Annotated in this window: 17 protein-coding genes and 1 pseudogene; 8 read left to right on the top strand and 10 right to left on the bottom strand. The window is 56.0% G+C overall.

The window, feature by feature from the left end; genetic code table 11:
• The 5 genes and pseudogenes from RSK20926_RS16650 to RSK20926_RS16670 form a co-directional block, all read left to right on the top strand.
• Positions 1-315: pseudogene (locus RSK20926_RS16650) on the top strand (cell division protein FtsZ); the annotation flags it as partial.
• A 211-nt stretch (positions 316-526) separates the two neighbouring features.
• Entirely contained in the window at positions 527-1,462 is a 936-nt protein-coding gene (gene lpxC / locus RSK20926_RS16655) for a UDP-3-O-acyl-N-acetylglucosamine deacetylase (RefSeq protein ID WP_037255521.1), read from the top strand.
• A 275-nt stretch (positions 1,463-1,737) separates the two neighbouring features.
• Positions 1,738-2,589, top strand: coding sequence for an outer membrane protein assembly factor BamD (locus RSK20926_RS16660; protein ID WP_008208498.1), 852 nt, complete (start codon positions 1,738-1,740; stop codon positions 2,587-2,589).
• 33 nt (positions 2,590-2,622) lie between these two features.
• Positions 2,623-4,272, top strand: coding sequence for a DNA repair protein RecN (gene recN / locus RSK20926_RS16665; RefSeq protein ID WP_008208500.1), 1,650 nt, complete (start codon positions 2,623-2,625; stop codon positions 4,270-4,272).
• 114 nt (positions 4,273-4,386) lie between these two features.
• Positions 4,387-6,069 (top strand): chloride channel protein, encoded by a 1,683-nt coding sequence (locus tag RSK20926_RS16670; RefSeq protein ID WP_037255524.1) that lies wholly within the window; start codon positions 4,387-4,389, stop codon positions 6,067-6,069.
• On the opposite strand, the gene RSK20926_RS16675 is transcribed toward RSK20926_RS16670, so the two are convergent.
• Positions 6,066-7,040 (bottom strand): LysR family transcriptional regulator, encoded by a 975-nt coding sequence (locus tag RSK20926_RS16675; protein WP_008208503.1) that lies wholly within the window; start codon positions 7,038-7,040, stop codon positions 6,066-6,068. The two genes, RSK20926_RS16670 and RSK20926_RS16675, sit on opposite strands and share 4 nt — an antisense overlap.
• Positions 7,041-7,127: 87 nt before the next feature.
• Here RSK20926_RS16675 and RSK20926_RS16680 point away from each other — a divergent pair, with 87 nt between their 5' ends.
• Positions 7,128-7,322, top strand: a complete 195-nt coding sequence (locus RSK20926_RS16680) for a hypothetical protein (RefSeq protein ID WP_008208504.1) — start codon at positions 7,128-7,130, stop codon at positions 7,320-7,322.
• Between the two features lie 554 nt (positions 7,323-7,876).
• Here the strand turns inward: RSK20926_RS16680 and RSK20926_RS16685 are convergent.
• The 6 genes from RSK20926_RS16685 to RSK20926_RS16715 all read right to left on the bottom strand — a co-directional run bounded on the left by RSK20926_RS16685 (position 7,877) and on the right by RSK20926_RS16715 (position 15,012).
• A complete protein-coding gene (locus tag RSK20926_RS16685; protein ID WP_008208505.1) occupies positions 7,877-8,218 on the bottom strand; it encodes a DUF427 domain-containing protein in 342 nt (113 codons plus the stop codon).
• A 60-nt stretch (positions 8,219-8,278) separates the two neighbouring features.
• Positions 8,279-10,069 carry an aminopeptidase P family protein gene (locus RSK20926_RS16690; RefSeq protein ID WP_008208512.1) on the bottom strand — a complete coding sequence of 597 codons (1,791 nt, stop codon included), beginning with the start codon at positions 10,067-10,069 and terminating at the stop codon, positions 8,279-8,281.
• Positions 10,070-10,141: 72 nt separating this feature from the next.
• Positions 10,142-10,789 carry a 2-hydroxychromene-2-carboxylate isomerase gene (locus RSK20926_RS16695; RefSeq protein ID WP_008208514.1) on the bottom strand — a complete coding sequence of 216 codons (648 nt, stop codon included), beginning with the start codon at positions 10,787-10,789 and terminating at the stop codon, positions 10,142-10,144.
• Positions 10,790-10,806: 17 nt separating this feature from the next.
• The gene (gene cobT, locus RSK20926_RS16700) at positions 10,807-12,684 is read right to left on the bottom strand and encodes a cobaltochelatase subunit CobT (protein WP_008208518.1); all 1,878 of its coding nucleotides are present in this window, start codon (positions 12,682-12,684) and stop codon (positions 10,807-10,809) included.
• A gap of 478 nt (positions 12,685-13,162) precedes the next feature.
• Positions 13,163-14,149, bottom strand: a complete 987-nt coding sequence (gene cobS / locus RSK20926_RS16710; protein ID WP_008208523.1) for a cobaltochelatase subunit CobS — start codon at positions 14,147-14,149, stop codon at positions 13,163-13,165.
• A 239-nt stretch (positions 14,150-14,388) separates the two neighbouring features.
• Positions 14,389-15,012, bottom strand: a complete 624-nt coding sequence (locus RSK20926_RS16715) for a DnaJ domain-containing protein (RefSeq protein ID WP_008208524.1) — start codon at positions 15,010-15,012, stop codon at positions 14,389-14,391.
• Between the two features lie 106 nt (positions 15,013-15,118).
• Between RSK20926_RS16715 and RSK20926_RS16720 the strand changes: the two genes are divergently transcribed.
• Entirely contained in the window at positions 15,119-15,373 is a 255-nt protein-coding gene (locus RSK20926_RS16720) for a BolA family protein (RefSeq protein ID WP_008208526.1), read from the top strand.
• Between the two features lie 32 nt (positions 15,374-15,405).
• Here RSK20926_RS16720 and RSK20926_RS16725 read toward each other — a convergent pair whose 3' ends face one another.
• Complete coding sequence (locus tag RSK20926_RS16725) at positions 15,406-15,948, bottom strand: DUF4177 domain-containing protein (RefSeq protein ID WP_008208528.1); 543 nt, start codon at positions 15,946-15,948, stop codon at positions 15,406-15,408.
• A gap of 655 nt (positions 15,949-16,603) precedes the next feature.
• Between RSK20926_RS16725 and RSK20926_RS16730 the strand changes: the two genes are divergently transcribed.
• Positions 16,604-17,392: a hypothetical protein gene (locus tag RSK20926_RS16730; protein ID WP_232281920.1), complete on the top strand. Its 789-nt coding sequence runs from the start codon at positions 16,604-16,606 to the stop codon at positions 17,390-17,392.
• Between the two features lie 157 nt (positions 17,393-17,549).
• Here RSK20926_RS16730 and gatB read toward each other — a convergent pair whose 3' ends face one another.
• Both gatB and RSK20926_RS16740 read right to left on the bottom strand, forming a co-directional pair.
• Complete coding sequence (gatB, locus tag RSK20926_RS16735) at positions 17,550-19,064, bottom strand: Asp-tRNA(Asn)/Glu-tRNA(Gln) amidotransferase subunit GatB (protein WP_008208533.1); 1,515 nt, start codon at positions 19,062-19,064, stop codon at positions 17,550-17,552.
• Between the two features lie 189 nt (positions 19,065-19,253).
• Entirely contained in the window at positions 19,254-19,904 is a 651-nt protein-coding gene (locus RSK20926_RS16740; RefSeq protein ID WP_083805813.1) for a VPLPA-CTERM sorting domain-containing protein, read from the bottom strand.
• Between the last annotated feature and the right edge of the window lie 171 nt (positions 19,905-20,075).

The following is a 20,075-nucleotide window of genomic DNA, read 5'->3' on the forward strand; positions in this document are numbered from 1 at the left end:
CGTGCGCAAGGGCAACAACCAATGCAGCAGCCGCAACAAGCTATGCCACAGCAGCAGCCAAGCAATGTCGCTCAGCAGGAGGCTGTAGAGCCTCAGGCTGAACAGCGTCGCTTTGGGCTGAACTCGCTGATCCACCGTATGACCGGCAGCGCAGCAGAAGGGCAGCAACAGCCAAAGCCTCAGCAGCTGCGTCAACAGCCTCCGGTTCAACAGCAAGCGGCCGTTCCACAGCAGCAACCTGCGGCACAGACCCAGGCGGATGCGGATCAGGATCGTATCGAAATTCCTGCATTCTTGCGTCGTCAGGCCAATTGAGCCCTCACTAATTCCCTAAAAGAGGCCGCCTTTGGGCGGCCTTTTTCTTTTTAAATTCATACGATTGTGCCTTTCTGAGCAGCCTTTTGCCTATATGTTTCCGGGATGTTTCATTCCGTTACAAAGATTGAGTTGAGGCCTGTGAGCGAAAACATTACGAGTTTCTCCCAACACGGCGCATGACGCCGGACATGGACTACAGGAGCACAAGGTGCAGAATACGCTCAAAGCATCGGTGGCATTTGAAGGGCGCGGCCTTCATTCTGGGAAATCCGCGAAAATGGTTCTGAAACCTGCTGATGCGGGACATGGGATCACTTTCAAACGCACTGATATTTCTTTGGGTAACACGATTGTACCTGCTCTATGGGATCGTGTTGAGCGCACAGCACTTTGCACCCGCCTGGTCAATGAGGCGGGTGTTTCTGTTTCTACTGTTGAACATATTATGGCAGCCTTGGCTGGCTGCGGTGTTCATAATGCACTGGTCGAAATCGATGGGCCGGAAGTCCCTATTCTGGATGGCTCTTCCGCACCTTTTGTGCGTGGTATCATGGCGCGCGGCGTGCAGCGCCTGTCCAGCCCGGTCGAAGCCTGGGAGGTTCTCCGCCCGGTTACCGTGACAAAAGATGGTGCCAGTGCCACCTTGCTTCCCTGTGATCGTTTGATGATCGAATTCCATATCGATTTTGCCGAGAAGGGGATCGGACGCCAGAGCCGGGTTCTGGATCTGCGCAATGGTGCATTTGTGCGGGAGCTTTGTGATAGCCGCACCTTCTGTCGTCGTATCGATGTAGAGAACATGCAAGCCAACGGACTGGCGCTGGGTGGTGTACCTGGGAAGAATGCGATCGTTTTTGATGGCGCTCGCATCGAAAGCGGTGAAGGGCTTCGCCACAGTGATGAACCCGTGCGTCATAAGATGCTGGATGCTCTGGGCGATCTGGCGCTGGCTGGTGGGCCGCTGCTGGGCCGCTATGTCGGTGATCGTGCCGGCCATTCCCTGACAAATACCCTGCTGCGTGAACTTTTTGCGACCCCTGGTGCTGTGCGCCGCGTGCGTTGCGATGCTGCAATGACCGCGCGACTGCCCGGTCAAGGCTTGGTCTGGGCAGAGGTGCCTGCAGAACATCGCCGCGTCGCCTAAAGCTTCCTTAGTTCCTTTGTAAAAACTCACCCGCAACGGAGGAGCACTGCGAGAGCTTTGTGCTGCTTTAGCAAGGCAATGCGGGCGATGTTGTGATCGGCTAAGCCCTGCCGGTCAGCTGCCCTTAATTGGGGTTGACTTGACCCTGCTTCACAATGTCTGCCAAGTGCACAGAAACGGGGATAAGACGTTTTGCATGTCAAACGAATGTGCTAAACCGGGCTGAACCCGGGGGGGCGACACCCGAAAGTCAAAGACGGTGAGGTTAGGCGAAAATGATCGGCATCAAGGCAGGGGCCAAATTTGTTGGCGCGGCTATTCTGGTGGCAGCGCTGTCCGGATGCGGTGGAGATGGCGGAGCCGGCAAGGAACGCTCTATTCCGCTAGAAACATATACGCCCGAACAGATCTTCGAGCGTGGAGAGTTTGAGCTGGCGCGTTCGCGTACCAAGGACGCGGCCTATTACTTCTCTGAGATTGAACGCCTTTACCCCTATTCTGAATATGCAAAGCAAGCCCTGATCATGCAGGCCTTTGCTTATCATCAGTCCAAGGACTACGAGAACAGCCGTGGCGCCGCTCAACGGTTTATCGATTTCTATCCGACGGATGAAGACGCCGCCTATGCGCAGTATCTGCTTGCGCTGAGCTATTATGATCAGATCGATGAGGTCGGTCGCGATCAGGGACTGACCTTTCAGGCACTACAATCGCTGCTGACTGTGATTGAGGTCTATCCAGACAGTGAATATGCCAATGCGGCGATTCTCAAATTTGATCTGGCCTTTGATCACCTTGCGGGCAAGGAAATGGAAATCGGTCGCTATTACCTGCGCCGGGGGCATTTCACTTCCGCGATCAACCGTTTCCGCGTCGTGGTGGAGGAGTATCAGACCACCACCCATACACCAGAAGCGCTGCATCGCTTGGTCGAAGCCTATCTTTCCCTTGGTCTAACGGATGAAGCGCAAACAGCTGGCGCTATCCTTGGTCACAACTACCAGTCAAGCGAATGGTACGAGGACAGCTATCGTCTGCTGACCTCGAAAGGGTTGAAGCTGAGAGACCGGGGCAACAACTGGCTCAGCCAGATCTACCGCCAGTCGATCAAAGGGCGCTGGCTGTAACCCTCTTGGTACCAGGGGCTCTGGAACGGAACTATGCTGCGCGCACTTGATATTCGAGATCTGCTGATCATTGATCATCTGGAGCTGAACTTTCAGCCTGGGTTGAATGTCCTGACCGGTGAGACCGGGGCCGGGAAATCCATTCTCTTGGATTCGCTTGGTTTTGTTCTGGGCTGGCGTGGCCGGGCAGAACTGGTGCGCCAAGGGGCTGCCCAGGGGGAAGTCATTGCAGAGTTCAGCCTTGCCTCCGATCATCCTGCGCATGCTGTCCTGGAAGAGGCAGGATTGCCTGGCGGGGAGGAACTGATCCTGCGCCGGGTCAATACGGCAGAGGGTCGTAAAACCGCATGGGTGAACGACCGGCGCTGCTCTGGTGAAGTTCTGCGGAGACTGTCGGAAACACTGGTCGAGCTACATGGCCAGCATGATGATCGTGGATTGCTAAATCCGCGTGGACACCGGACATTGCTAGATAGTTTTGCCAACCTTTCGGAGCTGTTGAGCGCAACACGCAGCGCCTGGTCAAATATGAGCCTTGCCCGAAAAGCGGTTGAGGCAACGCGCAATGCACTGGAATCTGTTCGGTCTGAGGAGGAGTTCCTGCGTCATTCGGTTTCAGAACTTGATCGTCTGAACCCGGAAACGGGTGAAGATGAGGCGCTGGATCAACGCCGCCGCCAGATGCAGTCTGCTGAACGGATCCGTGGTGATATTCTACGAGCACATACCCTGTTGAGCGAAGGCGCGGAAACCGCACTGGGTGAGGCGCAGCGTTGGCTTGAAGGTGTTGCAAATGGCGCTGAGGAGGCTGGCTTGAACGAGCCCCTCTCGGCTCTGGGACGCGCGATGATCGAACTGGGCGATGCGCAGGATGGGGTTTCCAGAATCCTCGATGGTTTGGATTTTGACCCGGGTGAGCTGGAAGAGTGCGAGGCGCGCCTTTTCGAGATCCGGGCCTTGGCACGCAAATACGGTGTCCTGCCAGACGATCTGGCTACCCATGCGGATAGCCTACGCGAAAAGCTTGCGACGCTCGACGCAGGTGAGGGCAATTTGCTAGAGCAGGAAACTGCATTGAAGGCCGCAGAAACAACCTATCAGAAGGCGGCTGAACAATTGAGTGCCGCGCGCAAGGAGCAGGCGGCCCTTCTGGATCAGGCCGTTATGGCTGAGTTGGCACCTTTGAAAATGGAACGCGCAGTCTTTGAAACCCGGTTTGGACCGACAGCTGCGGGCCCTGAAGGGCATGACGAGGTGGCATTCACCGTAGCAACCAACCCAGGCGCGCCTTCAGGACCTCTGAACAAGATCGCCTCTGGCGGTGAACTTAGCCGCTTTTTGCTCGCTTTGAAGGTTTGTCTGCGTGGCAGCGATCAATCCAAGACACTGATCTTTGACGAAATCGACCGCGGTGTCGGCGGTGCAACAGCGGACGCGGTTGGACGACGGCTGAAAACCCTCGCAGGGAGCGGTCAGGTTTTGGTCGTGACACATTCGCCCCAGGTTGCGGCCCAAGGCGGTCACCATTGGCGTGTCCAAAAGCGGGTTAGCGAAGGTTTGACGCTCTCGGAAGTGGTGCCCTTGGATCAAAGCGAACGCGTAGACGAGATTGCGCGCATGGTCGCTGGAGACACGATCACACAAGAAGCTCGCGCTGCGGCGAAAGCGCTCTTGCTGGCTTAGGTTGGAAAGTTCTACCTTTTCTGCACCTTTCGCCCAGTTTTAGGGAGGTAATTTACCTTCTGTTCTAATTTCTCTGGCTGATTGACGAGAGACTTGAAAACCAAAGAGAAAACTATGCTGCATTCCATGCGCACGCTTCTTTCAGCCCGGTTGGCTCAGATGAGCTCTGCCGGACGGGATACTGGTCGGATTTTGATGCACCGTGCGCCAGGGCAACTGAGCTATTGGCTGCTCGCGCTTGTGATCGGTGTCGCAGCGGGATTTGCAGCACTTTTCTTCCGTAAAGGCATCTCTGCGTTGCAGGCCTGGGTTTACGGGGCAGAGGACGCAAATTACCTGCATAGTTTTGCCGAGACGCTGCCCTGGTACATGTTGATCTTGATCGCCACTTTGGGTGGACTCATCGTGGGTTTGATCCTGGATCGTTTCACTCCTGATGCGCGGGTGCGTTCGGTCGCGGATGTGATCGAAGGGGCAGCTCTCAAGGAGGGGCGTGTTGAGATCAAAGCCGGGATAGCCTCGGCTTTGGCGTCTTTTATCACTCTTTCGACAGGTGGATCCTCAGGCCGTGAGGGGCCTGTGGTGCATTTGGCTAGTGTCATCTCAAGCTGGGTAAGTGATCGCATAAAAGCTGATGGTATTACCGGTCGCGATCTGTTGGGGTGTGCGGTGGCCGCTGCGGTTTCGGCGAGTTTCAACGCTCCGATTGCTGGGGCGCTCTTTGCGATGGAGGTTGTTCTTCGCCATTTTGCCGTTCACGCCTTTGCGCCAATTGTTATTGCCGCTGTCGCAGGAACTGTAATCAACCGGCTGGAATATGGTGACGTCACCGAGTTTGCGTTGAACACGCCCGGTGCCTTGCAGTTTTATGTCGAGCTACCAGCCTTCCTTATGCTTGGCTTGATTTGTGGTCTGGTCGCAGTTGCGATGATGCGCAGTATTTTCCTTGCAGAGCAGGTCAGCGAAACCGTTCAAAATAAATTCTCCATGCCACGTTGGCTACGTCCCACCGTCTCAGGCGCGATTTTGGGCGTTATTGCGATTTGGTATCCGCATATCATCGGTGTAGGTTATGAGACCACGGAACTGGCCCTGACAGGTGGGCTGGTACTTTCGCAGGCTGTGCTGTTCGTTGCGGTGAAAACAGCAGCAGTGGCGATCACCGTTGGGGGCCGCATGGGTGGGGGGGTCTTTTCGCCTTCCCTGATGATCGGCGCCATGACTGGCTTGGCCTTTGGTTTGGTTGCGACCTCCATTTTGCCTGATGTCTCTGGAACGCATACACTTTATGCCTTTGCTGGCATGGGGGCAGTGGCTGCTGCTGTGTTGGGGGCGCCCATTTCGACGACCTTGATTGTTTTCGAGCTCACCGGAGATTGGCAGATTGGTTTGGCGGTCATGGTTTCCGTCTCAATTTCTACGGCTCTGGCCTCCCGCCTGGTTGATCGCTCCTTCTTCCTTACACAGCTTGAGAGACGGAACATTCGCTGCGCGGCCGGGCCACAGGCCTATCTCTTGGCTCTGTTGAAGGCCGACGCAATCATTCGCCATATTGGAAACGCACGCTGTGCTTCCATTGAGGAATGTGAGGCTAAACGTGCCGAAGGATTGTTTGTGCGCAGCGGCGCCTCACTGGAGGCATTGCTTCCAGTGTTCGACCGTGCGGATACTCCCTTTCTGTCGGTTGTGGCCCAAGAAGAGGATGAAGAACGTGTGATCGGAGCGATCTACCATGTGGATGTTCTGAAGGCCTATAACCGCGCTCTGGTGGCGGTTGCCGCCGAAGAACACAGCTAGACTGCACTATCCGTCACAGGCTTCCGTATCGCCTTCGGCGTCTCTGGTAGGGGCTCCGGATCAGCTATGGATTGCTGAAGGGCTGATGCGGCCTCCCTTCGGAGCCAGATATGCCTGGGGGAATTCTGGTTTCGGCGATGCCAGACCAGATCAAAATCGATAGGCGGAAGACTTATCGGGAATTTGCATTGGCTGAACTCGGAAAAGGCCGTGTTTGCTAGCAATCCAGGGAGCGTGGTGATTAGATTAGTTCCCTTCAGCACCTGGGCAAGAAACCAGACATTTGGCACTGAGATAGCAATGTTGCGCGAAAGTCCCAATGATTCCAGGGCGGTTTCAACAACACTCTTGATCGACCCGCCAAAATCCAATGTGGCATGTGGTGCGGTGCAGTAATCCTCAATGCTCTCAATTGGGCCCCGCTCAGCGGGGTCGTAGAAAATGACAGAATGGGTTGCGAACAAGGGGCGACATTGAAGCAACTCGGGGTATCTTATGGGGCGCGCGGCAATAGCCAGGTCTGCAGCCCCTCGATGTAACACGCTCTCTAGGTTGTCCCTGGAGCCCAGTTCGCGAAAAATTAGCTGACGACCAGGGACCTTGGACCAGAGTTGCGTGCGAAGCCTATCAAGTTGCGGTGCAACCGTGCTGCCATTTGAGGCGATCCTGACCGGGGTAGTGTCAACCAGTGGATCATATCCATCATTGTCAGCCAGACTTTCGAGATCTGTCAGAAGGTGCCTGATTTTCGGTGCCAGGAATTCCGCTCTTTCGCTAGGAACAATCCCTCGTCCAGCTTGTAGAAAAAGCGGATCACCCAGAATACTACGCAGTCGTTCGATATTGTGGCTGATAGTAGATTGGCTACTTTCTAGCTGTTCAGCGGCCTTACTCACTGACATTTCATCAAACACAGTAATGAACACCTTTAAAAGGCGACCACTGATTTGCGATGTATCGACATCACGCATAGGTTAATTTTTTCTTTCTATTGATTCCTGGTCACAAGATGGTGAAAGATACACTTACAGTAACCATAGTTACTAAAGTGCGGAAGGATGAATATGCGTACTTTTGAATTCGGCCCATCAGAGGCTGAGGTAAATGAAAAGTTGAGTGAGCAGGACAATGAGAAAGCGGCCTTGGAAGCCTTGATCGATTACGCTATCGAATGCGCAATGGATGGTAAGCTTTTTGCCGCTGACGAACGTTTGGAAAACGCACGCCAGCATCTTTGCAAGGCAGTGTTGTAAGAAGAAAACCTCTTCTTACACAGTAGTTTTGAACCATCGCTTGGGTCCATGGATCTGAGGGGTTTCCTTGTAATCTCTTTTGTTTTCCCCTGGAATTTTGTTTTTGTGACAACTGGATGTGCACGCCATTTCCGGTTTTGCAGTGCGTGGCCCCGGTGTCGGGCTTATGTGATCGCAGGTTCTGAAAGACCTGATCACAGACCAAATCCGAACCCGCTTCCGCTAACTGGGCCTTCTGCAAGACTGGTCAAGTCATCTTGCTGTGCAGCGGCGCTTTGATCTCTACTCCGCGTTCATTTTAATACCTTGCTAATGAAAGCGTGCTGATCGGCTCGCGATCTTTATGGCACAGCTATCGCGGTGAAATGTTGAAACGAGCCCATGGTAGCGATGAAAACAATGGTGTTTTGATCAAAAAAAACGGCAGCAGAAGCTGCCGCTAATAGAGATTGCGCCGCGAAAAGAGTTTCGTGAAACTATCAGAAAAAAGAAAATTCTTTTCTATCTCAGGTATATTTCTGTCGATTTTGCTATCGGGGCGTGTATATCCCCTATCAAATTTGTTCCACTTTGACAGAGTCACTCAGAACGAATGCAAGGTATCCCTCAATCGCAGAAGCACCTTCTACAGGGTCTTCGTAGCTCCAGACCGCATCCTTGGTGACCGAGGATTTATTCACGATGGAGTAATATGTGGCGGTGCCTTTTAACGGGCAATGGCTGGTTTTTTCGCTTGGGTCCAAGAAAGCCATAGCGATATCAGAACGGGGGAAGTAAACGACAGGCTCATGTCCGCTTTCTTCCAGTTCAAGCGCATTGCTGCTTTCGCCTAGGACCGCACCACCAGAACGTACGCTCCAGGTGCCAGGTGCTTTGCGAATACGGATACTGCTCATCTTCTTCCCCCTCGGTGATCATCGGCATTTCATATGCCTAGCTTATGTAACGATTTCCTATCAGATCGGCCTGGTTGCGTCATTAAGCCAAGCCTGAGCGGCAGAACTGACGCGGTCGCGCAGTTTCTGGGCTATCTGGGCATGATAGTTATTCAGCCATGCGCGTTCATCTGCGCTCAGCATTGCGGTGACTATAAGCCGCCTGTCGATGGGTGCAAAGGTAAGAGTGCGCCAATCTAGCATCTCTCGCTCCGGATCGCTGCTGTTCAAAGCAGGGGCTTGCTGCACCACCAATAGGTTTTCGATCCGAATGCCAAAGGCGCCTTCTCGATAGTAACCGGGTTCATTTGATAGAATCATACCTTCTTCAAGCGGTACGGTTGAAACGCGACTTAGGCGTTGCGGCCCCTCATGCACGCTGAGAAAGGCGCCAACCCCGTGGCCCAGCCCATGATTGAAATCCTGCCCCGCAAGCCAAAGAGGCATACGGCCTATCGCTTCGATATCGCGACCAGCGAGACCCTTTGGCCAGCGCAGACGGGACATGGCAATCATGCCCTGCAAAACCCGTGTAAAGGCCTCGCATTCTTCTTGCCCTGGGCTGCCAATAGCGATGGTGCGGGTGATATCGGTGGTACCGTCCAGATATTGCCCGCCGCTATCCAGCACCAGGAGATGCCCGTCCTCAAGCATGGTGTCGGTTTCTTCGGTCACACGGTAATGCATGACCGCACCGTTTTCCCCGGTCCCTGCAATGGTTTCAAAACTGATGTCGCGTAGCGCGGGGTCACGTCGGCGTAGCTCCTCCAGGCGCTGAGCAACCTGGATTTCAGTCACCGAACCTGGGGCTTGCTGATCGAGCCATGCTAGCAATTCGATGACGGCGGCACCGTCTCGCAGATGCGCCGCGGCAGAGCCTTCGATCTCAGCTGTGTTTTTTCGGGCCTTGGGCAGGGCGCAGGGGTCCCCCGATTTGACCAGACGGTCCCCCAGCGCATCTGAGAGGATTTGCGGCAGACTGCCTGCATCAACGGACACCTTACCCTTGATTGCGGAAATCGCCTGCAAGAAGCCCTCTGGCTCGCGTCGTGTGACTATCGAGGGCAGAGAACCCTCGACCTCGGCCAGTTTCTCTCCTGCCATGAAAAGGTCGATGCGGGCGTCATCGTGGAGAATAGCAAATCCGTGCGCAACAGGATTGCGGGGAATGTCGCCACCTCGGATGTTCAGCAGCCACATGATGCTATCGGGTAGGGTGATGACTGCAGCGGATCGTGAAGCGTCGCGCAGTTCTGCCGCCAGTCGTTCTGCTTTCTCGTCCGCAGTCTCGCCTGCATATTCCAGCGAATGAAGTTGTACTCGCTCCATCGGAGGTTCCGGTTGATCTGGCCAGATTGCATCAACCAGGTTGCTGGTTTGCTGCAATTCGATTCCGGACCCTTCAAGCGCGCGGCTCAGCTCTTCGATTTGGGACAGTGAGTGCAGCCAGGGATCAAAGCCGATGCGTCCGCCAGAGGGGAGCTGCGCTTTGAGCCAGGCTCCAAGTTGGACCTCGGGCCAGGGGACGGGGGTAAATTCCTCGGCTACCTGGCGTTTGACCTGGGTGCGATAGCGTCCATCAATAAAGATACCGGCCTTGTCTTTTAGCACCGCACAGAAACCGGCAGAACCGGTAAAGCCCGTAAGCCAGGAGAGGCGCTCATCCCTTGGGGCAACATATTCACCTTGATGTGCATCGGCGCGGGGAACCAGAAACCCATCCAGACCGGCGGAATTGATCTCTGCCCGCAGGGCGGCCAAGCGGGGTGGGCCTTGCTCAGGGCGCGCGGTGACGTCAAAGGTTTGATACATGTGCCTCTCCTGCTTTGGCTGAATTCAGCCGCGCCAGAGAAACGCGAAGCGCAGGAAGGTGCAAGCGGAGATTTAGGCGCTATCAACCGCTGGGTTTTTGAACTGGTATAGGGGAAAGGGCTTTTGCAGGGCGTATTCTAGCAATTCCAGATGGTCCTGCCCATAATAGGGGTCACCATTCAAAATATAGGTGGGGGAGCCAAAGAGGTTAAGGTCGAGCGCGGTCTTGGTGTTTTTGGCAAAGACAGCCTGAACCTCTGGGGTCAAAGCGGCCTGTAGCAAGGGGGCTGGATCAAAGCCGATCTCGCGGATCGTTTTGGAGAGATGTGCACTGTCAGCCAGGTCAATATCATCGCGCCAATGAGCCTGTAGCAATGCCTGCGCGATGCGATTCGTGTCTAGTCCCAGATGGTCTGCGGCTATCACCACGCCGCTTGAAAGCTGCAAGGGATTGTCGTGATAGGTTGGGCGGTAGTCGATGATGGGGACGTCCCGAAAGGCGGCCCAGCGTTCGATCTCCCGCCCAAAGAAATAGTCCACATGGGCTTGTGAACGACCCGCAAAGGGTTGCCCCCCGGAATGTTCGACCACGGGGGACAGATTGAAAGGCCGGTGAACAAGTTGGCAATCATGGGCCGCGCAGATCTCCATCAACCGCTTGGAGCCAAGGTAGGCATAGGCAGAATGGGTGGAGTAGAAATACTCGATCTTATGCGGCATGCTATGACCTCAGAAGTTTATCCGACTTTCTTCATACCCATAACGCGCGCGCGCGCACGCGGGTCGCTGTCGAAAAGGGCAGCCAATTGCTCAGTCATGGCGCCGGCCAGCTGCTCCACATCGGTAATGGTGACGGCGCGGTCGTAGTAACGGGTCACATCATGGCCAATGCCAATGGCCAAAAGCTCCACCATCTTGCGGCGCTCGACCATGGCGATGACATCGCGCAGGTGCTTTTCCAGATAGTTGGCCGGGTTCACCGAAAGAGTGCTGTCATCCACCGGGGCGCCATCGGAAATCACCATCAGGATCTTGCGCGCTTCCTGGCGGCCGATCATGCGGCGGTGCGCCCATTCCAGCGCTTCACCGTCGATGTTTTCCTTCAAGAGGCCCTCTTTCATCATCAGCCCCAGGTTGGGGCGCACACGGCGCCAGGGGGCGTCAGCTGATTTATAGACGATGTGGCGTAGGTCGTTCAGACGTCCGGGCATCTGCGGGCGCCCGTCGTTGAGCCAGGCCTCGCGCGCCAGCCCGCCCTTCCAGGCGCGGGTGGTAAAGCCGAGGATCTCAACCTTCACGTTGCAGCGCTCCAAGGTGCGGGCCAGAACATCGGCGCAGATTGCAGCGATCGAAATCGGACGCCCCCGCATCGAGCCAGAGTTATCCAGCAAGAGCGTCACCACGGTGTCGCGGAATTCGGTGTCCTTTTCCCGCTTGAAGGAGAGCGGCGTCGTGGGATTGGCAACTACGCGGGCCAGACGGCCGGCATCCAGCGTGCCTTCTTCCAGGTCAAACTCCCAAGAGCGGTTCTGCTGCGCCTGTAGGCGGCGCTGCAGCTTGTTGGCCAGGCGTGAGACCGCGCCTTTCAGGGGCTCCAGCTGCTGGTCGAGATAGGCGCGCAGGCGTTCCAGCTCTGCCGGCTCGGCCAGTTCTTCAGCGGCGATTTCCTCGTCATGCGTATCCAGGAAGACCTTGTAATCCGGATCGGCCTCAGAGGCGGGCGGTGGAGCGGGGGGCTCCAGCGGCGCCTCGCCATCGGGCATTTCCACATCTTCTGCCAGCTCTTCATCGGCCATCTCATCCATGGAGATCTGGGCCTGACTCTCGTCCTGCTGCTGTTCCTGCGCTTGTTCGGCGTCCGCTTCGGCCTGCTCGTCTTCGGAATCGTCCTGACCAGAGCTGTCGGGATCCGGTTGCTCTTCTGCGTTCTCCTCGGCCTCGTCGTCCTGCTGGTCATCCAACTCATCCGGGTCATCGCCCAGCTGGTCGCCGTAGCCCAGGTCGGTGATGATCTGGCGGGTGAATTTGGCAAATTCCGCCTGATCTTCCAGCTTCTCTTGCAGGCCTTCCAATGTGCCGCCGGCTTGGGATTCAATAAACCCGCGCCAGAGCTCCATCACATTGGCAGCGCCCTCAGGCAGGGGGCGACCGGTGGCAAGGTGACGGATCAGATAGCCAGCCGAGGCCGCCAGCGGTGCCTCGGAAGAGCTTTTCATTTGGTCATAGCCGCGCCGGATCGACTCGTTGCGGATCTTGACGTCGATGTTGGAGGCGGTACCTGGCATATGCCGCGCGCCCATGGCCTCGCAGCGGGCAGTTTCCATCGCCTCATAGAGATCACGTGCAAGATCGCCCGGGGGCGCATATCGCGCATGGGTAGCTTCATTGTGGAACTTGCGGCGCAGCGCCAGAGCATCCGCGGTGCCGCGTGCCAGCAGAACCTCTTCGCGGGTCATCCGGCGCGAGACCTGCGGCAGGCGCATATTGTCGCCGGAGACTCCCGAAGGGTCGACAGTATAGGAAACGCTCAGCTCCGGATCATCGGCCATGACCTTGGTGGCCTCGGCCAAGGCCTTTTTGAACGGATCCGCTGGATTGTCGTTTGGCTTTTTCATATCGTCAAAAACTCCCCGGTATCGGGCCTATATGTCGCGAGGCAAACCTCTCGGGTGTCTTCCTCTGTCAGAAGCACATTCTTGTTCAATGCGTCACCGACAAATTTCATGAATCCGAGAATTCGTTCGACTTCAGATTCGTCGTCAATAGCACGTGGGTCAACGTCGCATTCTATTTCGTCCAATGTGAAAAAGTGACAGTGGACGAGATTTGTAGGCGACAACGCCACTTCTAGTTTGACCGGCGAATTCTCATTTGAGTGTCGAAAGACTTCTGCGATGTTTAGGTTTTGCGTTAGGTCAAACGGTTCCGAAATTTTCAGCTTGTACCCAGCCTGTTTGAGGCTGGACAATAACACTTTCCAATCCGTCAGTATGGTATCCGGAACAAGAATATCGCGAAGGCTTCCGTCAACAGAAAAGGTCGAGAGCAGTTTACTCGCGATCGACCCACTGATTGGGGCGGAAGCCTTAGACATTACCCCAAGCTCACGCTGGCAGCACTTTCCGGCAGCTCTTCGTCAAAGCAGCGCTGGTAGAACTCGGCAACGGTCTGGCGCTCCAGCTCGTCGCATTTGTTCAGGAAGCTGAGGCGGAAGGCATAGCCCACATCGCGGAAGATCTCAGCGTTTTGCGCCCAGTTGATCACGGTCCGGGGGGACATCACGGTCGACAGATCACCATTCATGAAGGCGGTCCGGGTCAGATCCGCAACAGTCACCATCTGGCTGATGTTCTTGCGGCCCTCGGCAGTGTTGTAATGCGGCGCCTTGGACAGGACGATCGCAGTCTCCGCATCATGGCTGAGGTAGTTCAGCGTCGCGACCAGGGACCAGCGGTCCATCTGCGCCTGGTTGATCTGCTGGGTGCCATGGTACAGCCCGGTGGTGTCACCCAGACCAACGGTGTTGGCGGTGGCAAAGAGGCGGAAGTTCGGATTCGGGGTGATGATCTCGTTCTGATCCAAGAGGGTCAGTTTGCCGTCATGTTCAAGCACGCGCTGGATCACGAACATCACATCGGCGCGGCCCGCGTCATATTCGTCAAAGACGATGGCAACCGGGTTGCGCAGGGCCCAAGGCAGAATGCCCTCGTGGAATTCGGTGACCTGCTTACCGTCAAGCAGTTTGATAGCATCCTTACCGATGAGGTCGATCCGGCTGATATGGCTGTCGAGGTTCACCCGCACCGAAGGCCAGTTCAGACGCGCTGCGACCTGTTCGATATGGGTCGATTTCCCGGTGCCGTGATAACCCTGGATCATCACCCGGCGGTTGTGAGAGAAACCTGCCAGAATGGCTAGCGTGGTGTCCGGGTCGAACTTGTAGGTCGGGTCCATCGCAGGCACCCGGTTCGAGGCTTCAGCAAAGCCTTTGACGGTCATGTCCGTATCGATCCCGAATACATCGCGGACCGAAACGGCCTCCATCGGTTTTGCATTCATGTCCAGCATACCGTCGCTCATCTTCGTCGATCCTTCTTCCTCTGCCGCGCGCGCGGGTCAATCCGGGGATTGGTGCCCGATCTTCTGAGTAAGGGCAAGGGGGGCGATAAGGTCGAAACCAAATAACGTGATGTTGCTGCAGGAACTGGACTTATTTTGTGGAGCAGTACTGCCAATTGCGTCAGTTTCTACATCCAATACGCAAAGAGGGAGGCGGCCATTCCTGGTCACCTCCCTCGATTTCGCCATGGCGAACCGATCTACTTAAAACTGCGGCTGTCCTTGATCTGATCCCAGGCCCAGCGGACTTCCTGCAGCTGATCTTCCTGACTGCGGTCGCCACCATTCATATCGGGGTGCAGAACCTTGATCAGCTTCTTATAGGATTTGCGAATTTCAGCCTTGGACCAATCATCCTTGGCTTCCAGGATCTCAATGGCGCGGCGCTCAGTCGGGGGCAGGCGACGACCGGCCTTGGCGGCACGGCCCGGATTTTGGGTGGCATTGGCACCCAGAACCTGATGCGGATCCTCAATGCCCAAGCGCGCCCAGGCGCGAGCCTCGGGGTCGCCCATGGGCTTTGTCTCACGCTCCCAGACCTTGTCCTTGGAGCGCTGCGCATTCAGCTCAGCCTCTGTAGTGCCCTGGAAGAAGTTCCACTCATTGTTGTATTCGCGCACGTGCTCCTGGCAAAACCAGTAGAAATCATCCAGCACATCTGGCGCTTTGGGTGCGCGAAATTTGCCTGCTTCCTGGCAGCCTTCCTTGTCACATTGGCGCACCGAGGTCTCGGAGGCGCCTGACGCGGCCCTGCGACCGCGTGGATTTTTCTTTTTAGCAGAGCTGACGGACATATCGAAACCGAAAGGATCTGATTTGCTCATGGTGTGCACCTTCTCGACGCATCTATTCGACTCGGAGGCAGCAGTTTAGTCTAAGGAGCGCCAGATTGAAGAGGGCGAGACGAAAAAATATGAGGATGAGCGGAAAATGAGCATTCGTGATGAGATGATTACTCGGCTGGAGGCCACCTTTCAGCCACGCGAGCTGGAAGTTGAGAATGAGAGCTACAAGCACGCAGGCCATGCAGGGGATGATGGTTCAGGCGAGAGTCATTTTGCCATTCGCATCCGGGCAGAGGCTTTTGAAGGGTTGAACCGGGTGCAGCAGCATCGCACCTTGCACAAGGCATTGGGCGACATTGTGCCGCGTATTCATGCGCTTGGCTTGGATATTGGCGCCTGAGCGCGCACCGCAAAGAGTGAAAGCGGGGCGTCCTACTCCCCGCTTTCACTCTTTTGTTTGGCCCGTGTTTTCAAGGCGGCAGTTATGCCAGAGACCGGGCTCAGTTCTTCGACCCCGTCGTCAGAGACCATCTTGGCCGCACCCGGACCTGGTATGGGCTGCGCACCAGCAGGGGCCTCGGGGTCGCCAGCTGTTGCGGTTAGCGGAACGGGTTCAGGCGCCTGCTGTGGGGCAGGTACGTTGACCGCGACCGCCGCTGGATTTGATGTCGGCTCTTCGTCAAAGGATGCAGGGGCCAGCGCTTCCTCGACCTGCTCCTCTGTCAGATGGGGTTCTTCTGGGGGTAAGATCCGGCGAAAGATCAGGACATTGCGCCAATTCGTGGTGGTTCCCGTGAGGCCGGTACGTTCGTCCGAGGGGAGCAGCTCCGCGCGCTGATATTCCCAGCCCTCGGCGGCCATCTCATTGAGGATGATCTCAATCGAATTGGCAAAACGCCCCTCTGGCCCTTTGACACCCTTGGCCTTAGTGCCCTTATGGGGGGCGGGAACAACTTTATACTCAAACGCTTGCATCGCGGTCTCCTGACTTAACCGGCAGGTTTAGCGGATAAGGGCCGGGGGTCAAGCGCGGGGTTGTTCAAGCGGGGAGCCTGCGGCACAGTTCTGCCATTGGGTTTGAAGGGTTTCGCGCGTGGTAGCGGTAGAAAAGATTGTTGATCGGGAGAGTTACTTTGATCGGATAAGCGAGCTTTCAGATGATCAAGTATATCAAAGTTCGATAGCATTGGCATCTCGCTCTGCCCTGAGAACGGTTTTGGTCTGGTTTGAAGCCCTGGCAAGAGGGGGACTAGGGCGTGATTTCGCAACGTTGCCAGTTCTTAGGTGCTCGCTAGTTTCAGAAATTACAAGTGCTCATCCGGAAATGGCGACGAAGACGAATGCGAGTTTTGCATCAAGCGCGGCAACTAAACTTGCTTCAATGGTTTTTTCTTCTCAGGGGAGTGACTTTCGCGCTTTAGCCTATTCGGTTGAAGCGGTCGCTTCAACCGCAGTTGCAGTGGCCCGTTCGGGCCGAAAAGCGGCACTACGCTCTTCGTATGCAATAGATTACGCAAATAGGGCCGTCCCTCAATCAATCGCTTCAGATATCTGGTTTGCGTTGCAGATTGATGCATCGGCGCTTGAGCATGAGGAAGAGCTTCAGCAACTTCCGCTATGGCTAGATGGAATGCCGGATGCTGCTTATGAGTTCTGGCAGCGGGCACGCGCCTGGCTGGAGGCCGAACCCTATCATGAGTTCTGGCTGCGATGGTACTCGGCTATCCTTGTCGGCAAACCGCTGACAGGGGACTGGCTCAGCCACAGGAAAATGCTGGAAGAAATCGCTCTGCTTCCCGATGAAGACTGGGAGAAAGGGGCGGAGCATATCGCCGAGTTGATTGCGGAGATTGAAGCGAAGTACCAGCCGGCAAAACCGCAGCCTGTTGCCAAGCTTGAGCCACTCCAAATCGACACCACTAAGGTCCAGGCAGCACTAAAGGTCAATCGCCTCACCTTGCCGCCCACGCTTGAAGCCGTTTATGGGCATCTGGAGTTGGAGATTCGCCGCTTGCAGGGGATCAATCACTGGCCGTCTCCTGAAGCGCAAGACGAAGCACGTGACTTGGTCCGGCGTCTTTTGGCCATGGCCGAAGCTATTCAGACTTTGAAGAAACAGACGGAAGCCCTGGCCGAGGAGCCAGCCCAAGAGGATGCAGAGCAGGCCAAGGGCCTCCTGTCCAAGTATTGGCGAAGTTTGAGGTCCTGGCCTGACGGGAAGGAAGATGAACTTTCCGATGCGACTTGGCGGCTCGGTTTGATTGGCGTTTCTGCTGGGGTATTTGCGCTCTTTGGAGCTCCGGCACTGGCGGGCACAGCCGTTGGCGGAATGGTCTTTGGCGCGAAGTATCTAGAGCAAGGGGCCAAAGCGGTGAAGGCCACCAGAATTGTTTCCGGTGAATCCGCTGAAGGTGAATAAAGGCAGCATCCGGCTGCGGGTTGGGGCATAGGCCCCGCCAATGGGGGTGCCCGGTGCTCAGGAGGGGACAGCGGGTGCACGCAGGGCACCCTCGTTTCAGGCGCAAAAAAAAGGCGCCGCATGGGGCGCCCTTTTGGTATCCGTTGTCCGGGTAAGATCAGCCGCCCAGTTTCTTGGCGACCAGCTCGTTCACTGCTTTGGGGTTGGCCTTGCCGCCGGTGGCTTTCATCACTTGGCCGACAAACCAGCCTGCCAGCTTCGGATTCACCTTGGCCTTCTCCACCTGCGCCGGGTTAGCGGCGATGATTTCGTCCAGGGCGGTCTCGATGGCGCCGGTATCCGTCACCTGCTTCATGCCGCGCGCTTCGACGATCTCTGCCGGGTCGCCACCTTCGGTGTAGACGATCTCAAACAGGTCTTTGGCGATCTTGCCGGAAATGGCGTCGGAGGAAATCAGGTCAATAATGCCGCCCAGCTGCACGGGCGAGACCGGGCTGTCGGTGATGGTCTTGTCCTCGTCCTTCTTCAGGCGGCCAAAGAGCTCGTTGATCACCCAGTTTGCCGCCAGCTTGCCGTTGCGGCCCTCGGCCACGGCCTCGAAGTAAGCGGCCGATTCCACATCGGCGGTCAACACCGAGGCGTCATAGTCGGAGAGGCCAAAATCGCCGATAAAACGGGCTTTCTTTTCGTCCGGCAGCTCGGGCAGGGAGGCAGCAATGCCATCGACCCAGTCCTGCTCGATCTCCAGCGGCAGGAGGTCGGGATCTGGGAAGTAACGGTAATCATGCGCCTCTTCCTTGGAACGCATGGAGCGCGTTTCGCCCTTGTCGGGGTCGTAGAGGCGGGTTTCCTGATCGACCTTGCCGCCACCTTCGACGATGGCGATCTGGCGCCGTGCCTCAACCTCGATGGCCTGCTGGATAAAGCGCATAGAGTTCATGTTCTTGATCTCGCAGCGGGTGCCGAGATGGGAGAAATCCTGGGTTTCCTGGTATTTCTCATAGGCGCCGGGCAGGCAGATCGAGACGTTGACGTCGGCGCGCAGGTTGCCGTTTTGCATATTGCCATCGCAAGTGCCCAGATAGCGCATGATCTGGCGCAGTTTGGCGATATAGGCGGCGGCCTCTTCGGGGCCACGAATGTCAGGGCGGGAGACGATCTCCATCAGGCAGACGCCGGTGCGGTTGAGGTCGACAAAGGACATGTTGGGGTCCATGTCATGGATCGATTTGCCTGCGTCCTGCTCCATGTGGATGCGCTCAACACGCACATTGCGCGCAGTGCCGTCGCCCAGTTCCACCAGCACCTCACCTTCGCCCACGATAGGGTGGTAAAGCTGCGAGATCTGATAGCCCTGCGGCAGATCCGGGTAGAAGTAGTTCTTTCTGTCAAAAGCGGACCAGAGATTGATTTCGGCCTTGAGGCCAAGTCCGGTGCGCACCGCCTGCTCAACGCAGTACTCGTTGATCACCGGCAGCATGCCGGGCATGGCCGCATCCACGAAGGAGACGTTGGAGTTGGGCTCATTGCCGAATTTGGTCGAGGCGCCGGAGAACAGCTTGGCTTTGGAGCTGACCTGGGCATGCACCTCCATGCCGATGACCAGTTCCCAGTCATGTTTGGCGCCCGCGATCACCTTGGGCTTGGGGAGTTCATATGTCAGGTCGAGCATTGTTTTCCGCCGTATCCGAATGTCTGATGTTGGTAGGTGTTTTAGGCAGCTGTGGACAGAGGGGCAAGGGGGAAAGGCTGTATCAAAATTCCTGTTCAGATAAAGCCAGGCCTGCGCCAGGCCGTGCTTTGAAATACGAACAGCCCGCAAGGAGATCTTACTGGCTGTCGGGTAGAACTAAAGGTGGGCTTAGTTGATTTTTTTGCGGCGGCGTAATGCTGCGGCTCCACCGAGAGCGCCGAGCAGCAGAAATCCTGCAGCAGGCAGAGGTACTGCTGCAATATCGTAGCTAAGGGATCCAGCGAAAGAGCGGGGAGAAAAAGTACCGCCGAAGGGGTGCGAACGGCCATATCCGGAGAGGATCGATAGATTGCTATCGGAAGCTATGACGTCGCCGACGCTAGAGCCATTCCTATATCCAATGTAGTCTGAGCCGCCCGTTGAAGTGAGGTACAAGCCATACATGGTATTTGCAGACAAGAGGAGGTCAGCAATGTTCCAAACAGACAAGCCGCTGCCACCAGCAAGAGAGCTAATGGAGTCGTGCAAAGTCCAACTGCCCGGGTTGTTCAAATTGCTGCCTATACCGCCAGCGATATAATAAAGCTCATAGTCTGCGCTGGACGACATAAAGTTGGCGGCAATATCCGTAAGGGACAGGTCGCTTGACCCAACCTGAATATCAAACATAACCCCATTATGATTGTTATTTGGTGTCAGTCCGGTGGAAAGTGTCGTTGAAGACGCAGTCGATGTGCTGAAGGCCAGAATGGCGAGTGTCGCAAAGCCAACCGATAGACGTCGGGTTGCTTCGGAAAGTTTGTGTACAAGATTAAACATGTGGTTCCCCAAGAAAAAACTTCCGAGAAAATACACTAAATCAAATACAGACAATTGCAAATTGTAACAAAAAAGCCTGGAAACAATCCTCTGGCATTGTTCATGCCGTCGGGGGTGGAGCCAAAAACCAATAGGAATTGAGATCTTGGCGCGCTTGTTCGGATGTGTGAA

Origin of the sequence: Roseobacter sp. SK209-2-6 (genome assembly GCF_000169455.1) — a bacterium.
Lineage (GTDB): Bacteria > Pseudomonadota > Alphaproteobacteria > Rhodobacterales > Rhodobacteraceae > Pseudophaeobacter.

What these genes read in the sequence shown, in the direction of transcription:
- cobT (WP_008208518.1), bottom strand. Translation starts at nt 12,684, where the DNA reads ATGAAAAAGCCAAACGACAATCCAGCGGATCCGTTCAAAAAGGCCTTG.
- RSK20926_RS16690 (WP_008208512.1), bottom strand. Translation starts at nt 10,069, where the DNA reads ATGTATCAAACCTTTGACGTCACCGCGCGCCCTGAGCAAGGCCCACCC.
- RSK20926_RS16680 (WP_008208504.1), top strand. Translation starts at nt 7,128, where the DNA reads ATGAATATGCGTACTTTTGAATTCGGCCCATCAGAGGCTGAGGTAAAT.
- RSK20926_RS16685 (WP_008208505.1), bottom strand. Translation starts at nt 8,218, where the DNA reads ATGAGCAGTATCCGTATTCGCAAAGCACCTGGCACCTGGAGCGTACGT.
- recN (WP_008208500.1), top strand. Translation starts at nt 2,623, where the DNA reads ATGCTGCGCGCACTTGATATTCGAGATCTGCTGATCATTGATCATCTG.
- cobS (WP_008208523.1), bottom strand. Translation starts at nt 14,149, where the DNA reads ATGAGCGACGGTATGCTGGACATGAATGCAAAACCGATGGAGGCCGTT.
- RSK20926_RS16725 (WP_008208528.1), bottom strand. Translation starts at nt 15,948, where the DNA reads ATGCAAGCGTTTGAGTATAAAGTTGTTCCCGCCCCCCATAAGGGCACT.
- RSK20926_RS16660 (WP_008208498.1), top strand. Translation starts at nt 1,738, where the DNA reads ATGATCGGCATCAAGGCAGGGGCCAAATTTGTTGGCGCGGCTATTCTG.
- RSK20926_RS16695 (WP_008208514.1), bottom strand. Translation starts at nt 10,789, where the DNA reads ATGCCGCATAAGATCGAGTATTTCTACTCCACCCATTCTGCCTATGCC.
- RSK20926_RS16740 (WP_083805813.1), bottom strand. Translation starts at nt 19,904, where the DNA reads ATGTTTAATCTTGTACACAAACTTTCCGAAGCAACCCGACGTCTATCG.
- RSK20926_RS16670 (WP_037255524.1), top strand. Translation starts at nt 4,387, where the DNA reads ATGCTGCATTCCATGCGCACGCTTCTTTCAGCCCGGTTGGCTCAGATG.
- RSK20926_RS16715 (WP_008208524.1), bottom strand. Translation starts at nt 15,012, where the DNA reads ATGAGCAAATCAGATCCTTTCGGTTTCGATATGTCCGTCAGCTCTGCT.
- gatB (WP_008208533.1), bottom strand. Translation starts at nt 19,064, where the DNA reads ATGCTCGACCTGACATATGAACTCCCCAAGCCCAAGGTGATCGCGGGC.
- RSK20926_RS16720 (WP_008208526.1), top strand. Translation starts at nt 15,119, where the DNA reads ATGAGCATTCGTGATGAGATGATTACTCGGCTGGAGGCCACCTTTCAG.
- RSK20926_RS16730 (WP_232281920.1), top strand. Translation starts at nt 16,604, where the DNA reads ATGCCGGATGCTGCTTATGAGTTCTGGCAGCGGGCACGCGCCTGGCTG.
- RSK20926_RS16675 (WP_008208503.1), bottom strand. Translation starts at nt 7,040, where the DNA reads ATGCGTGATGTCGATACATCGCAAATCAGTGGTCGCCTTTTAAAGGTG.